Consider the following 15,162-nt stretch of genomic DNA (forward strand, 5'->3'; position numbering starts at 1 on the left):
GTACGGGCGGTCAGTCAAGCGATGAGCGCTACGGCGTCCGACCACGAGCCCCGCACCCCGATCAACCTGCGCAGCTTCATGATGTGCCGAGGGCGGTCGAGGGTGAGCGCGCCGACGCACCGATCGCCCTCCCGGTACACCGCGGTGAAGCCGGTGCCGTCCTCCTCGACGACCCGCACCTCGTCCGGCCCGAGAACGCCCACGAACTGCAGCCTGCTCCCGTAGGCGTCGGACCAGAAGTACGGCACCGTCTGGTAGGCGGTGGCGTTGTCCGGGTCCAGCGCGTTGCGCGCGGCGACGGCGCCCTGCTCGGCAGCACTCGTCCAGTGCTCCAGCCGCATCGACCGGTCGAACAGCGGGTTGTGCCAGCGCGCCACGTCGCCCGCCGCGTAGACGCCGGGCACACCCGTGCACAGCGTCTCGTCGCACACCACGCCGTCGGCGAGCCGCACCGCCGAGCCATCCAGCCAGTCGGTGGCGGGAACCGCGCCGACACCGGCCACCACGAGGTCCGCGTTCAGCACGGTGCCGTCGGCCAGCACCACCCGGCCGTCCTCGATCGCGGAAACGCCGGTGCCACAACGAAGATCCGCGCCACCTCGAGCATGCAGCGCGGCGTACCGATCGCCCATGAGCGCGCCGACCGCGCGCACCAGCGGCGTCGGCGCCGCCTCCACGACGGTCACCTCCAGACCGCGCGCGCGGGCACTCGAGGCCACCTCGGAGCCGATGAACCCGGCGCCGATCACCACGACTCGCCGGGCATCGACCAGCGCGGCACGGATCGCCCGCGCGTCGTCCACCGTCCGCAACGGACGCGCACAGCCGGGCAGCGTCCTCGCCTGCGCACCCGTCGCGATCACCAGCGCGTCGTACCGGACGGCCTCCTCGCCGACCCGGACGGCGCGCGCCTCGGTGTCCACCGCGGACGCCGGTGTGCCGAGCCGGAGGTCGATCCGCAGCTCGTCGCGCAGCTTCGCCTCGTCGCGGTACTGCGTCACCCTGGGTTCCTCGACCGACTCGAGGAACGCTTTGGACAGCGGCGGCCGGTCGTACGGCAGGTGCGGCTCGGCACCGATCAGCGTGATCGTGCCGTCGAACCCGGCCTTGCGCGCGGCCTCCACTGCCCGCAGGCCGGCCAGCGACGCACCGACCACGACGAGCCGGTCCACGTCAACGCTCCAGCCGCAACGCCTCGGTGGGGCAGCTCGCCACGGCCTGTTCCACGTCGGCCATCGCCCGCTCGTCCACGTTCTCGTCGAGCAGCACCAGGTCGCCGTCGTCGTTCACCTCGAAGTGCTCGGGCGCCAGCGACTCGCAGATCCCGAGACCGGTGCACTTGCTCCGATCGACCAGCACGCGCATCAGACGGCCACCTCCTCGTCCAGGCCAAGACTCTTGGCGATGATCTCGTTCATGACCTCGTTCGACCCACCGCCGATGCCCATGATCCGGGCGTCCCGGTAGTGCCGCTCCACCTCGGACTCGCGCATGCAGCCCATCCCGCCGAAGATCTGCACCGCCTCCGCCGCGACGTGATTGCACGCGAAGCTCGCCGTGTTCTTGGCCATCGCGATCTCGGCGCCCACGCGCTCGCCCGCCGTGTAGCGCGCGGCGACGTCGTGGACGAACGCGCGAGCGGCGGACACCTGCCGCGCCATCTCGGCGAGCTTGTGCCTGATCACCTGCCGAGTGGCGAGCGGCCGTCCGAACGTGACGCGCTGACGCGCCCATTCGATCGCGAGGTCCAGGCAGCGCTGGGCGATCCCACAGCTTTGCACGGCCAGCGTCAGCCGCTCGCTGTCGAATCGCCGCATCAGCGAGGCGAAGCCGGAACCCTCCTCGCCCACCAGGTTCGCCATCGGCACCTTGACGTCCACATAGGACAACTCGGCCGTGTCGGAGCAGCGGGCACCGAGCTTGTCCAGCCTGCCGGTCACGTCGAACCCTGGTGTTCCCTTCTCCACCACCAGAAGGGAGATCCCGCGATGCGGGTGGTCACCCGTGCGTACAGCCGTGGTGACGAAGTCGGCCCGGCACCCCGAGGTGATGAACGTCTTCGCCCCGTTGACCACATAGTGGTCCCCGTCCCGGACCGCGCGGGTGGACAGCGCCGCGACGTCGGAGCCGCCGCCGGGCTCGGTGACCGCCAGGCTCCCGATCTTCGTGCCGGCCAGTGCCGGCGTGACGAACCGTTCGATCTGCCCCGGATCGCCGGCGGCGGCGATGTGCGGGGCAGCGATGCTGTGCGACATCAGCGAGACGAGCAGCCCGGAGCTGGCGCCGTGGTGCGCCATCTCCTCGTTGACGATCAGGAAGTCGATCAGGTCGCCGGCGCCGCCCGCGCTCTCCGGGAAGCCCAGCTCCAGCAGCCCGAGCGCGCCGGCCTTCTCGTGCAGGTCACGGGGAATCTCGCCGTCATCCTCCCACCGGGCGATGTTCGGGGCGATCTCGTTCACGGTGAAGTCCGCGACCATCCAGCGCAGGTCGAGCCGCTCCGGCGTGTTCCACGGGCTCATTCGTCACTCACCTCCATCGCGGCGGCACGCGCCCACGCGTAGTCCGCCTTGCCGTTGGGATGCCGCCGTACCGCGTCCACCCTGATGAACCGCTTGGGCACCTTGTACCCGGCCAGATGCACCCGGCAGCCGTCGGTCAGCCGCCCACCGGTCAGATCGTCCATAGTGGACTGGTAAAGCGCGACGACCTCCTGGCCCCAGCGCTCGCTCGGCCGCCCGACGACGATCACGTCGGCGACCCCCGGGATCGCTCGGATCACCGCCTCCACCTCGTCGGCGAACACCTTCTCACCGCCGGTGTTGATCGTGGTCGCATCCCGGCCGAGGAACTCGATCGCACCGTCGGCCAGCAGGCGGGCCCGTTCCCCCGGGACGGAGTAGCGGCGACCGTCGACGGTGACGAACGTGGCCGCCGTCTTCTCCTGGTCACCCAGATAGCCCATCGGGATGTGGCCGCTGTTGGCCAGCCATCCGATCTCCTCCTCGCCGGGGTCCAGCACCCGGGTGCGCGTCTCGTCCAGAACGGCCGCGTTGCCCTTGCCGGAGAAGCGATTCCCGCTGTCGCGCTGGGCGTGCAGGCCGGTCTCCGACGAGCCGAGCACATCGGAGATCCGCACACCGGGGATCAGCTCACGCAGCAGGTCCTTCAGCTCGTCGCGCAGCGCCGCCCCGCTGTTGACGATCAGCCGCAGGGCCAGCGCCCGTGGGCGCGCCCCCAGCTCGGCGACCAGCGGCGCGCCGAACGCGTCACCCACGATCGCCAGCGTGGTCACCGCGTGCTCGGCGCACGTGTCCAGCACGGTCGCCGCGTCGAACCGCTCCGGCCGCGGCTGGATCACCACGGTCGCACCGGAAAGCCAGCCGCCGAGCGCGATCCCGGTGCCGGCGCCGTGCATCAGCGGCGGCGCCGGGAGCACCCGGCCACGTGTCCGGACGGCCCTGGCCACCGCTTCCGGCACGCTCCCGACGCGCACGCCCATCGGGCCGGCGACCAGGTCGCCGATCCGCCAGATCACACCCTTCGGCATGCCGGTGGTGCCGCCGGTGTACTGCAGGTAGCGATCGTCCGCGCATGCCCGGGGAATCCCGGCGTCCGGATCGGCGTCCGCCAGCGCGGCCTCGTAGCCGATCGCGTTGTCCGGCAACGGGTTCCCGCTGCCGTCGTCCACCTGCAGCAGCAGCGGCTCCATGTCCACAGTGGACAGAGCGTCGGCCAGCACCGGTGCGAACCGCGCGGCGTACACCAGCGCGGACGGCCGCGCGTCCCGCAGCAGGTAGGCCAGCTCGTCGGCGGTGTAGCGATAGTTGACGTTGAACGGCGCGACCGACGCCTTGTGCGCGCCGAGCAGCGCCTCCAGGTACTCGACGCCGTTGTGCAGGTAAATGCCGAGATGGTGTTGCCCGGTCTGCCACGCGGGCACGCCCGCCTCGCGCCGGCCCAACCCGTGCGCGCGCAACACGGCGGCCAGTCGCCGGGTCCGGTCGGTCACCGCACGCCAGGTCAGCACCCGGTCGGCGAGCACACACGGCTCGTCGGCCAGCGCGTCGGCGATCGCCTCGTGCAGGGTGGCCAGATCCAGTTCGGTCACGACGCCTCCCGGAAGATCGGATGGCTCTCGGCGCCCTCGGTGTGCACGAAGTCCACCCGCAGCGGCAGACCGGCCGACGGCTCGGCCCCCGCTATTCGCGCGTAAAGCCACGGGCCCTCGGCCAGTTCGACGATGCCGATCGTGTACGGCACGAGGTCGGTGTACGCCCGGTTGGGCGCGCGGTGTACGACCGTCCAGGAGATCAGGGTGCCGGTGCCCTCCGCGTCGACCCAGTTCAGGTCGGTTCCGCCACAAGCCGTGCACGCCGCCGCCTCGGGTGACAGTGTCTGTCCACAGTGGGTACATCCCTTGATGACGAGCGTGCCCGCCGCGGCCGCGTCGAAGAAGGCCGCGCTCTTGGTGTCCCGCTCGATCGGTGGCCAGGTGCTCATGCGCCCGCTCCGCTCAGAATCAGCGTGGCGTGGTGCTCCAGCACGCCACCGTTGCCACTCACCATGATCACGTCCCGCTTGGCGACCTGGCGGGCATCGGCCTGCCCTCTGCCCTGGAGCACGGCCTCCACCACGGGGGTGAAGCCGGACAGGTAGAACGCGGACAGCTGGCCGCCGCCGGTGTTGCACGGAAGCTCGCCGCCCGGGGCAAGGCGGCCGTCCGCGACGAACTTGCCGCCCTCCCCCTTCGGGCAGAATCCGTAGTCCTCCAGGGTCACCAACACCGTGTAGGTGTAGCAGTCGTACAGCTGCACCATGTCCACATCGGACACTCCGACGCCGGCCATGCGCAGCGCTGCCGGTCCCGCGGTCGCCGCCCCGGTGCGCAGCCCGAAGTCGGAGTCGCGGTGTGTCACCTGCCCCGGGTGCGCCTGCGCCCACCCGAGCACCTCGACCGGTGGCCGCGCCAGATCGCGGGCGCGCTCGGCACTGGTGACGATCACCGCGGCCGCGCCGTTGGACACCAGGCAGATGTCCAGCAGGTGGAGCGGGTCGACGATCAGCGGCGATTCCTGGTGCTGTACCAGGGAAATCGGCTCGCGGTGCGAGGCCACCGGATTGTTCGCCGCCCAGGCGCGCTGGGCGACGGCGATCGCACCGAGCTGTTCGCTCGTGGTGCCGTAGGTGACCATGTGCCGCCGCGCGGCCAGCGCGTAGAACAGGTTGGGCGTGATCGCGCCGATGCCCGCGTGGTACCCGGCGAACCCCTTCGGACCGGAGCGCGGAGCGCCGAACGCGTCCCGCCCCGATCCCTTGGGCTTGAGCGGGGTGTCGGCGAACACGCACGCCACGGCGGACGCCTCGCCCGCCGCGATCGCGGCGGCGGCCTGCGCGATCATCACCGCCGGACTGGCTCCGAGAGCACCGATCTCGGCGAGCATCCGCAGGTCCCGTAGCCCCAACACCTTCTGCAACGACAGCCTGGGGGCGCCTCGCGTGCCGGGGGTGACCAGCAGGCCGTCCAGATCGGTCACCGCGAGGCCCGCGTCCGCGACGGCCAGCCGCACTGCCCGCGCGGCGAGATCGGTGGCGCTGCGGTCGTAGATCTTGCCGACGTCGGTCAACCCGAGACCGGCGATCGCGGCCCTGTTCATCGGCCCTCCCAACGGGGCGCGCGCTTCTCCACGAACGCGCGGGGCCCTTCCTTCGCGTCCGCGGTGCGCATGATCGCCTTGGCCTCGGCGTCACTGGCCGCCCACGCGGCCTGCTCGAAGTCCGAGCCCAGCTCGCGCGCCTGATATAGCAGCCGCTTGCTGGCCTGCACGGCGAGCGGCGCGTTCGCGGCGATCACGCCGGCCAACTCGATCGCCGCGTCGAGCACTTCGGCCGGTGGTACCACACGATTGACCAGCCCCCAGCGCAGTGCCGCGTCCGCGGTGATCGGCGCGCCGGTCATGGCGGCCTCCAGCGCGATCGACAGCGGCACTCGTTTGCCCAGCCGCAGCAGGCCGCCGCCCGCCGCGATGATTCCCCGGGTGACCTCGGGCAACCCCAGTGTCGCGGTCTCGCTCATCACCGCGAGGTCGCAGGCCAGCACCAGCTCGGTGCCGCCGCCCAGCGCGTACCCGTTCACCGCGGCGATCAACGGCTTGGTGAGCCCTGACTTCATGAAGCCGCCGAACCCGCGCTCGCGTTGCTCGCGGGCGATCAGCGGGCGCCCGGCCGCGACCTCCTTGAGGTCCGCGCCCGCACAGAACGCTCGCCCGGCACCCGTCAACACACCTACCCGCAATCCTGGATCGGACTCGAGTTCCTCCACCGCCTCCTGCACCGCGACCGACATCGCGGCGTTGATCGCGTTCATCGACCGCGGCCTGTTCAGCGTGATCACGCCGACATGGCCCACCTGCTTCAACGTCGCGGGTGGCACCTCACGCGCGGCCTCGGTCATCGCGGCTCCCCTCTCAAGACACCATCATCGTATAGACCGTACGGCCGGTCAGCAAGCTGCGGAACGTCCCCGGCGAACGGCACGACGACAGGCCGCTCCGAACTCGACGCGCCACGACCTCGCCGGACCTTGCCCGACGGGACATCTATCCCCGCAGGCCAGAGCCAACAGGCCGAGCATCGAGCCTGGAATCCACGCAGCGCACTCCCGCCCGTCACCCTGGAAGCCCGGCGACTTGACCGTACAAGCGGTCGGTCTTAATGTAACCGCGACCACAGTGCGCGCACGGCGAGCCGTCGAGCTCTCCGCGGGCACCCGGATCCATATCTCCCACCACGTATGGAGGCCCGGTTCAGATGTCCTACGACCCTGTCGGCAGGCGCGCGTTCCTCGCGCGGATCGGGCTTCTCGGCGCCGCCGCTACCGTCGGCGGCGGCGCGCTGCTGGGCTCGCCACAACCCGCCGCGGCCGCATCCTCGGGCACGCAGGCCCCTACCGACCCAGTCGTCGGCCTGCTCCGCGATGTCCTCGCCGAGTTGTCCCGGGACACGATCAACGGCCTGGTCACGTTCGTTGTCCCCGGACCGGACGGTTACTCGCGCGCGCAGGGCACCCCCCGCCAGGAGCCCGGTGCACTGGAGGCGGGGACGACGGACTACGTGTTGTCCCTGCTGGACACGCTGCTCCCGTTCCCCGAGGCGATCGGCCGGCCGCTGGCCTCGGCACTGGCCACCGCGACCTCCGAGCTGGACGTGCCGCTGCTCGGCCCGCTGACCACGCTGCTGCCACCCCAGCTGCGCGCGCTGGACGCGGCCCTGGGCGCGGTCGTCGGGGCCCAGGACCCACTACCGCTGGCATTCCCGGTGGCCGGCCTGCTGAACCTGCTCGCCACCCAGGTCAACCCCGCGTCGGTGAACGGGCCCTTCCTGTCCCCGTTCTCCCGGCTGTCGTTTGCCGAGAAGGCTCGCGTGTTCGAGTTGCTCGAACGTAGCGACAGCGACTTGGCCGCCCTGCTCGACACGAACTTCCCGGAACCGACCAGGGCCGGCGTGTCGGCGCTGATGAAGTTCCTGGCGACCGGGCTGCTCGGGTTCAGCGCGTTCGGCGCTTTCTCCGAGTGGAACGTATTCGACCCGCGGACGCGGACGATCAGCCGGCCCCCGGTCGGCTGGCAGCTCACCGGCTACGAGGGCCGCCACGAAGGAGAAAACGACTTCAAGGGCTACTGGCAGGGACGGACGGAGGTGCACGACTGATGCGCGACGTGATCGTGATCGGCGCCGGGGGCGGCGGCCCGACGACGGCGAAAGAGCTGGCCGCGCAAGGGCTGGACGTGATGCTGCTCGAGGGCGGCCCGCGCAATGCCCACCCGCGCTCGCGCTGGAGCACCTTCGAGAACGACTCGAGCAACCCGCTGATCGGCTACCTGCGCTTCGGTCCGAGTGACCGGTCGCAGCCAGCGTGGTTTCGCGAGCACGCGCAGAACTCCTTCGTATGGCAACTTTCCGGAGTCGGTGGGTCCACCCAGATCTACGTCGGCAACAGCCCGCGCGCGTATCCTGGCGTGTTCGCCGACTACGACGGTCCCGACCGGAACAAGTACGACGTCGCGCACCGGTTCCCGTTCGGCTACTCCGAGATGGTGCCGTACTACGAGTGGGTCGAGGCGACGCTGCCGGTGCAGACCGCGGCGATGGGCACCAAGGAAGAGGTGTGGTTCAACGGCTGCGCAGCGGCCGGGCTGCCGCTGCAGACCACCAAGACCACCAAGGAGGAGTCCTACCGGCCGCAGGAGAACGCGATCCTGCAGCCGGGCGGCAACGCGGGCAGGACCAGCGACCCCAACCTCCTGGCACATCCGCTGGCGACCGGATGCACCTTCTGCGGACACTGCCCGCACGGCTGTATCCGGCCGATCGACGCGCCACGCAACCTGATCGCCAAACGCTCGACCGACAACAGCTACGTACCGATGGCGATCACCGCCGAGGCGTGGGCACGCGGCGGGCGGCCCGCCACCCTGATCGCCGACGCCTTCGTCACCAAGATCCACACCGAGAGTGTGCACGGCCGCACCACCGCGACCGGGGTGACCTGGCGGGACAACCGCACCGGGGAGCACCACCGCGAGGACGCCAAGGTCGTGGTGATGGCGGGTGGCTGCATCGAGAACCCGCGGCTGTGGTTCAACAGCGGCCTGCCGAATCCGAACGACTGGGTGGGACGTGGACTCACCGACCACTTCCTGGACGCGGTGACCGGCGTGTTTCCACACAGCATCAAGTCGACCCAGGGCGCCGGGTCGGCGGCCCGCGCCGACTTCCCCGGGCGTGGCGCGCACCTGTCGGTTCAGTCGGCACCGTCGCTGCAGGCGTTCCTGTTCAACGCCTCCGACAGCGGAATCCGCGGGCACTACACCAACGGCCGCGGAATCCCGGGACAGTGGGACGGGCTGACCGGCCGCACGGTCGGACCAGACCTGAAGGACCTGATGATGAGCGGCATTGACCACTTCATGTGGGTCGCCGTGCTCACCGATGACGACGTCGAGGCGCAGAACCGGGTCGTGCTCAGCGGGCTGCCCGGCGACGCGCACGGCCCGGTGCCGAAGGTGATCGTCCAGTCGCGCAAACGCAGCGCGCGCACGGTGGCCAACCGCGACTACGTGTCCGGCTGGGCGGCGAAGATCCTGCGGGCAGCTGGTGCGCACACCGTGATCCGGCAGGACGCGATGTCCATCCCGTTGCACGTCCAGTCATCGATGCGGATGGGCCACTCGGCCGAGGACTCGGTGCTGGACGCCGACGGCCAGGCCCGCTGGGTCGATCGCCTGTTCATCACCGACAACTCCGCCCTGCCGAACGCGCTGGGCGGGCCGAACCCGACGCTGAGCACCCAGGCGCTCGCGACCCGCACCGCAGAGAGGATCTTCCAACTGTACTTCGGCGGCGACCCGTGGGTGCGGACGGAGGTGCCGGTGGTCTCCACTGACCCGCGAATCAGCGCCCGACTGGCGCAACTCGGACTGTGATGACCCCACGGCGCTGCAATTCCTCCCCGCATCCCGAACCGCTAACGATCCTTCCGTCGCCGGCTACGAAAGGGAAGCAGCATGGCCTTACACCGATCCGGCCTCGGCCCCGGCTTGGACGACGAGTCGAAGGGGGTGTCCCGGCGTGGTTTCCTCGGCTACGTCGTCGCGGCGGGGACCCTGGTCGTCGCCACGAACGTGGAACTTGGCCCGTCAGCATCGGCCGCGGTGCCTTCGCTGCCGCAGCCGCCCGAGATCTACGACCTGAACGACGCGCTCACCGACGCCGGGCTGCCGACATCACAGCTCATCACGGTCACGGTGCACCCGGACGGCACCGCGTCGTTCGAAATCCCCCGTGCGGAAGTCGGCCAGGGCATCACCACCTCCACCGCGATGATCATCGCTGAGGAGCTGGATCTGCCGGTCGACAAGGTGCGGATCACGCTCGCCCCGGCCCGGCCCGAACTCGTCTTCAACCAGGCCACCGGTGGATCCAACACCACGATCTCGACGTTCACGCCGATCCGGGTGGCCGCGGCGATCGCGAAACAGCAGCTGCTCGAAGCAGCATCAATCCTGCTGGGCTCGACGGTAGCGCGGCTGACGGCCAAGGCCGGAGTCATCACCGCGCCCGACGGCTCGTCGGCGACCTACGGCCAGCTGGCCGCCAAGGCCGCGGCCGCCAAGACCAGGCAGGTGTCGCTGGACCCGAGCAAGCTCAAGGGGGCCGGCGACTTCACGGTGCTGGGCAAGCCGCAGAACCGGTTGGACGCGCTCGACATCGTCACCGGCAGGAAGCAGTTCACGATGGACCTGGACGTCCCTGGTGCGCTGCCGACGATGATCTGCCGCCCACCGACGCTGAACGGCAGGCCGAAGGCGATCCGCAACAAGGTCGACGTGCTGAAGCTGCCTGGTGTCACCGACGTCGCGATCATCCCGACCGGTGTGGCGGTCCGCGCCCGGACGTTCGGCCAGTGCATCGACGGCGTGCGCGCGTTGCACGTCGACTGGGACGCGGGCAGCGTCGAGGGTGAGGACGACGAGTCGGTCCTGGCAAGCCTGCGTAAGGCCGAGCTGCCGCTCGCCGTGCCCAAGGTGCCGGTACTGGCCAAGACCATCGAGGCGGACTTCGAGTTCATGTTCCGCTCCAGCGCCGCGCTGGAGCCCTACTGCGCGATCGCCGACGTCCGCGATGACAGCGCCGAGGTGTGGGCCGGGCTGAAGGTACCTATCGTCGCCCAAGGCGAGATCGCGCAGGCGGTCGGCCTACCCCAGCACAAGGTGAAGGTGAACGTCATCACCGGCGGCGGCTCCTTCGGGCACAAGCTGTTCGGCGACCACGCCATTGAGGCTGCCCAGGCGTCGAAGGCGTTCGGGAAGCCCGTGCGGCTGATGTGGCACCGGGCCGACGAGCCGCGCCAAGGCAGGCTGCATCCCATGGCCACCTCCCGGATCCGGGCCACCGTGCTCGCCGGTAACGTCCTCACCTTCGAGCAGCGGCACACCTCGGTCGAGACTTCGTTCCGGCACGGTCTCGGCGAGATGCTCACCTCCGTCGCGACCAAACTTCCGACCGGTCTCGGCAACCTCGCTGTCGCCGAGGTCGCCTTCGCGCTGAGCCAGGAACTGCCCTACCACTTCGGCGTCGTCGACCAGACGCTCACGGAGACCGACCAGCGCTTCAACACCGGATCGATGCGCAACATCTACTCCCCCGACGTCCGCTGCGCCAGCGAACTGGTGGTCGACATGCTCGCCGACACAATGGACAAGGACCCGCTGTCCTTCCGGCTGGAGTTCCTGAAGAGCGACAAGGCCAAAGGAGTGCTCCGGAAAGTCGCCGAGGTCGGCGGCTGGGGCCGCAAAATGCCGGCAGGCACCGCGCAAGGCATCGCAATCCACAAGGAATACAAAGGCGCGAGCGCGTGCCTGGTAGAGATCGACTGCCGACCCGAAACGGTGAACCGGAAAGTCCGCGACGGGGTGACCGGCCCACGGGTCACAAAAGCGGTCATCGCCCTCGACGCCGGGCTGGTGATCAACCCCCGTGGCCTGGAAGCACAGCTCATGGGCGGCTTCGCCGACGGTCTCGCGCTCGCGCTGACCAGTAGCGTACACCTGAGAAACGGGCAGTTCCTCGAGGCGAGCTGGGACAACTATTTCTACACCCGCCAGTGGAACGTCCCGCCTGACTTCACCGCAATCGCGATGCCGTCCAACGGCGACCAGCCCGGTGGCGCGGGCGAGGCCGGCGTTGCCTGTTCGGTTGCCGCCGTGGCCTGCGCCTACGCCCGGGCCACCGGGAAGGTCCCGACGCGGTTCCCGATCAACCACGACGACCCGATCGGTTTCGAGGTCAAGTCATTCGTCCCACCCGTGCCCGAATCGCCGACCGACGGCCTGATCTGGACCTACTGAGGAGCAACCACCGATGAGCAAGCACACCTTCGTCCTCAACGGAAAGGCCGTGACCGTCGACGTCGACGACGACCTGCGCGTGTTGTGGGTCCTGCGTGACATCCTCGGCGTGCGCGGGCCCAAGTACGGCTGCGGCATCAACGTCTGCAAGGCCTGCACCTCGCACTTCAACGGCAAGGCCTTCAACCCCTGCTCAGTGCGGATCGCCGACGTCAAGGCCGACGACGAGATCACCACCATCGAAGGCCTACCCGGCACTGTGGGAACCGACCTGCACCCGATGCAGCAGGCGTGGCTGGACCACGATGTCGCGCAATGCGGCTACTGCCAGCCGGGCCAGATCATGGCCGCCGTCGCCAAAGTGAAGCAGGCCCGCGCCGAAGGCCGTGAGATCGACGACAACGATCTCGACGAGATCCGCAACGTCTGCCGCTGCGGCACGTACTCCCGGATCCGTGAGGCCATCAAAGCCGGCGCCGCCAGAATGTAAACCCACCCGGCACTGGCTAACCGAGGTCGGCACACATCGCGCCTGCCGGAAACACCATGAGCAGCAGCACGAAGGGACCAGGATCCGGCGGCTGCTGACACCTCCGCCTAACCACCCAACGGCGGATTCCAGCGGTCGTCGCAACGATGAGGGGTTTATGGTGCCATGAACCCTGCAATGGCTTCGCGACAACGGCTACAAGGTGCTCGCCGGGAGTGACGAGGCGCGCAAGTTCTCCTACGGTGACAACCACCGGGCGCGGGCGGAGGTCGGCGAAAATGAATCGAGCCAACGGTGATCGTCGGCCCGGTCATCCCTCCCGGCGTAGGCCCGGTAGCGATCGGAATCGCCCTCGGCTGCCTGACGACGCGCTGGATCGCGCCGTGGGTGCTGCGCCTGCTTTGTCCAAGCGGCCGTCGCCGCACTCGCCGCGATGATGGTCCTCCCGGAGTACTACTTCAGCAAGTCAAGCAGGCGACGTCACCGCGACCCGCCTCAGCTCGCGTACGACTACGGAGCCGCGGTCAGCTGGGTGGCCTCGCTGACCCACCGGGTCGTCGGGTGGCTTTTGAACGGTGCGGCGCGAGCGCTCCGCGCGATCCCAATCACCGCGGTAGCCGTAGCCACCGGAGCACTGACGATCGGGTGGTTGCTTGACTTGATTTCTCTCTAGCAGGACTTTGCTAGGTCGCCAGGCTAATCGCTGGTGGCAGGTGGAGGCATCGGCCGGTCCAGACGGCCACCAGGACCAGTTCGCGGTCCGGACCGGCCCATGCCATACCTGCAACCGATCGGCCGCCTGGCTCCAGCAACCACTCGAACCCATGACTGACCTTCTGACTGCCCCGGACACATTGGCGTTGCCCGGCTTTGCCCCCCCGACCTGGTGCCTGATAGGTTCCCCGACATGCAACCTCCCTTTGGAGGTCTCCAGTAGAATAGTGTGATCGGGAGCGGGATTTGCGGTGGACCACATGTTTTCGGGCCAAAGTCCCCCCCTCGGACACCAGCACTAACCCTACGTGCTGGTTGGATGGTCACATCAACCGCTCTGTTTTCGGCGTCGTAGACCATCTCCAGCCGCAGCGCTTCATACAGCTCCTGCAACTTCGCCGGTTCGGCGTGCTTCAGCGCACAACCAACATCACCGAGCGAATCGATCATGGCGAACACTTCCGCGCGGCCCAGCGTGTTCGGCGCGGGCATGCCGTCCAGTTCTGCCTTCGTGGCCGCCCGCTGCGCCTGAGCGTCGTTGATCGATTCGACCAGCGCGGCCGGATCCACGCCAGCCTCAATCGCTGCCTTGAACCGTCGCAGCTTCGCCTCAGCGGCGTCCAGCCGCTTCTGCGCGGCCTCCCGCGCATTCGGCGCGATACTCGCCTGATGCTGGGATGCCACGAGCGCATCAACCGTCCGATCAATGTGCTCCCGGTCGAACAAGCCACCAAGCCAGTCGTTGAGCGGATCCAGCACGGCTACCTCCGGCAGGTACACGTTCTTCGGATGGCCCTGCAACGCGGGTGAGCCGGGAACCAGGCTGCGCGCGGCGCACCGGTAGTACGTGCGGGTCTCCCGAGGCGTACCCTCCATCCGCCGCAAGCAGTAGCCGCAGCGAACCCGCCCGCGCAGCGGGTATGCGCGTTTCGTGGCCTTCGGTCCGCGTTCGAGCTTCCGGGCGGCAGGCAGCCCACCCGCCGCCCGCGACCGCCGCCGCAGCTGGACCTCGACGAAGTCCTCCACCTCGATGATCTTCGGGTGTGCGGGCTTACGTGACCGCACGACCCGATCAGCCGCAGCCCTCCGGAACCGAACCACGTGCCCGGCCGCAACGTCGTCCGGATCGAGCAGCATCTCCTGTCTGGTCCACCGACCGAAGAACGCGTACCCGGTATAGCGCGGATTCTCCAAAATGGACCGAACCGTGCTGCCCTGCCAGCCGTCGGCGAACCGGTGCGGGTTCTGCTCCGGCTTGTACGCCGATGGGCACGGGATGCCCAGGCGGTTCAACTCGTTGGCGATCGCCCGATCACCCCGCCCGTCCAAGTATGCGGCGAAGATCCGGCGAACAACCTCCGCGGCGAGCTCGTCGATCGCCAGCACCCGCAGCCGAAAACCTTCTGCGGCCTTGCGCGGGTTCGGATGCGGCCCGCCATCGACCACGACATACCCGTACGGCGCCCGGCCGCCCTGGTGCCGTCCCTCGTTGATCACCTGCGCGTCCATCGCCGCGCGAACCCTGGCCTGGACGTGCTGACGCTCCGACTCGCTCATGCCGCCGAGCACGCTCATCAGCATCTTGTGCGACGGGTTGCGGGCGTCGAATTTTCCGCCCAGCTCGGGCACCCACAAATCCACGCCGTACGCGGCGAACCTCGGAGCGATGAGCGAGAACTGGTTACCGAACCAGCACCGCGTGCCTTCGCCTACGACAACCGCATCCCAACCACGGTTCGGGTCCTTCAACGCGGCCAGCAACCGCCCGGCTGCCTCACGTCGCTCCCACGGCACTGAGCGAGACTGACCAATATCGAAGAACTCGGCCGCTACGCTCCCGCCGAGCGGCTCGACGAACTTCCGCGCGTTGCCCAACTGCCACCCGCGTGAAGTCTCCGGATCCTGGTTGTCCTCGGTCGAGCACCGGCCGTAGAACGCCAGCGGCCCGATTCCCTCGTCCGCCGCGTCGACGACTTCGATCCCAAGCAGATCATCCAGCGTCGCCCACGGGTCACTGATGATTTCAGCTGTCACCGTTCACCTCCTCGACCG

The 15,162-nt window shown here is 69.2% G+C and carries 12 protein-coding genes; 4 read left to right on the top strand and 8 right to left on the bottom strand.

What is annotated here, in order from left to right; all coding sequences use genetic code 11:
• Positions 1-14: 14 nt before the first annotated feature.
• The 7 genes from FXO23_RS36510 to FXO23_RS36540 are packed head-to-tail and all read right to left on the bottom strand — an operon-like array spanning position 15 to position 6,451.
• Entirely contained in the window at positions 15-1,172 is a 1,158-nt protein-coding gene (locus tag FXO23_RS36510) for an NAD(P)/FAD-dependent oxidoreductase (protein WP_158890865.1), read from the bottom strand.
• A gap of 1 nt (position 1,173) precedes the next feature.
• On the bottom strand, positions 1,174-1,365 hold the full coding sequence (locus tag FXO23_RS36515; RefSeq protein ID WP_158890867.1) for a ferredoxin: 192 nt from the start codon (positions 1,363-1,365) through the stop codon (positions 1,174-1,176).
• Positions 1,365-2,519, bottom strand: a complete 1,155-nt coding sequence (locus FXO23_RS36520; protein WP_158890869.1) for an acyl-CoA dehydrogenase family protein — start codon at positions 2,517-2,519, stop codon at positions 1,365-1,367. Before FXO23_RS36520 ends, FXO23_RS36515 begins: the two co-directional genes overlap by 1 nt.
• Positions 2,516-4,108, bottom strand: a complete 1,593-nt coding sequence (locus FXO23_RS36525) for an AMP-binding protein (RefSeq protein ID WP_158890871.1) — start codon at positions 4,106-4,108, stop codon at positions 2,516-2,518. Before FXO23_RS36525 ends, FXO23_RS36520 begins: the two co-directional genes overlap by 4 nt.
• Positions 4,105-4,500: a Zn-ribbon domain-containing OB-fold protein gene (locus FXO23_RS36530; protein ID WP_158890873.1), complete on the bottom strand. Its 396-nt coding sequence runs from the start codon at positions 4,498-4,500 to the stop codon at positions 4,105-4,107. The genes FXO23_RS36525 and FXO23_RS36530 overlap by 4 nt, the downstream gene beginning before the upstream one ends.
• Positions 4,497-5,654, bottom strand: coding sequence for a thiolase family protein (locus FXO23_RS36535; protein WP_158890875.1), 1,158 nt, complete (start codon positions 5,652-5,654; stop codon positions 4,497-4,499). Before FXO23_RS36535 ends, FXO23_RS36530 begins: the two co-directional genes overlap by 4 nt.
• Positions 5,651-6,451 carry a crotonase/enoyl-CoA hydratase family protein gene (locus tag FXO23_RS36540; RefSeq protein WP_158890877.1) on the bottom strand — a complete coding sequence of 267 codons (801 nt, stop codon included), beginning with the start codon at positions 6,449-6,451 and terminating at the stop codon, positions 5,651-5,653. Before FXO23_RS36540 ends, FXO23_RS36535 begins: the two co-directional genes overlap by 4 nt.
• Positions 6,452-6,807: 356 nt before the next feature.
• On the opposite strand from FXO23_RS36540, the gene FXO23_RS36545 reads away from it, so the two are divergent.
• From FXO23_RS36545 to FXO23_RS36560, 4 genes are all read left to right on the top strand, one after another.
• Positions 6,808-7,707: a hypothetical protein gene (locus FXO23_RS36545; RefSeq protein ID WP_158890878.1), complete on the top strand. Its 900-nt coding sequence runs from the start codon at positions 6,808-6,810 to the stop codon at positions 7,705-7,707.
• Positions 7,707-9,482: a GMC family oxidoreductase N-terminal domain-containing protein gene (locus FXO23_RS36550; protein ID WP_158890880.1), complete on the top strand. Its 1,776-nt coding sequence runs from the start codon at positions 7,707-7,709 to the stop codon at positions 9,480-9,482. Before FXO23_RS36545 ends, FXO23_RS36550 begins: the two co-directional genes overlap by 1 nt.
• An 81-nt stretch (positions 9,483-9,563) precedes the next feature.
• Positions 9,564-11,906, top strand: coding sequence for a molybdopterin cofactor-binding domain-containing protein (locus FXO23_RS36555; protein WP_158890882.1), 2,343 nt, complete (start codon positions 9,564-9,566; stop codon positions 11,904-11,906).
• Between the two features lie 13 nt (positions 11,907-11,919).
• Positions 11,920-12,396 (top strand): (2Fe-2S)-binding protein, encoded by a 477-nt coding sequence (locus FXO23_RS36560; protein WP_158890884.1) that lies wholly within the window; start codon positions 11,920-11,922, stop codon positions 12,394-12,396.
• Between the two features lie 696 nt (positions 12,397-13,092).
• Here the strand turns inward: FXO23_RS36560 and FXO23_RS36565 are convergent.
• On the bottom strand, positions 13,093-15,144 hold the full coding sequence (locus FXO23_RS36565; RefSeq protein ID WP_158890886.1) for a recombinase family protein: 2,052 nt from the start codon (positions 15,142-15,144) through the stop codon (positions 13,093-13,095).
• Positions 15,145-15,162: the final 18 nt, after the last annotated feature.

The sequence above is a fragment of the Amycolatopsis anabasis genome (assembly GCF_009765355.1).
Classification (GTDB): Bacteria; Actinomycetota; Actinomycetes; order Mycobacteriales; family Pseudonocardiaceae; genus Amycolatopsis; species Amycolatopsis anabasis.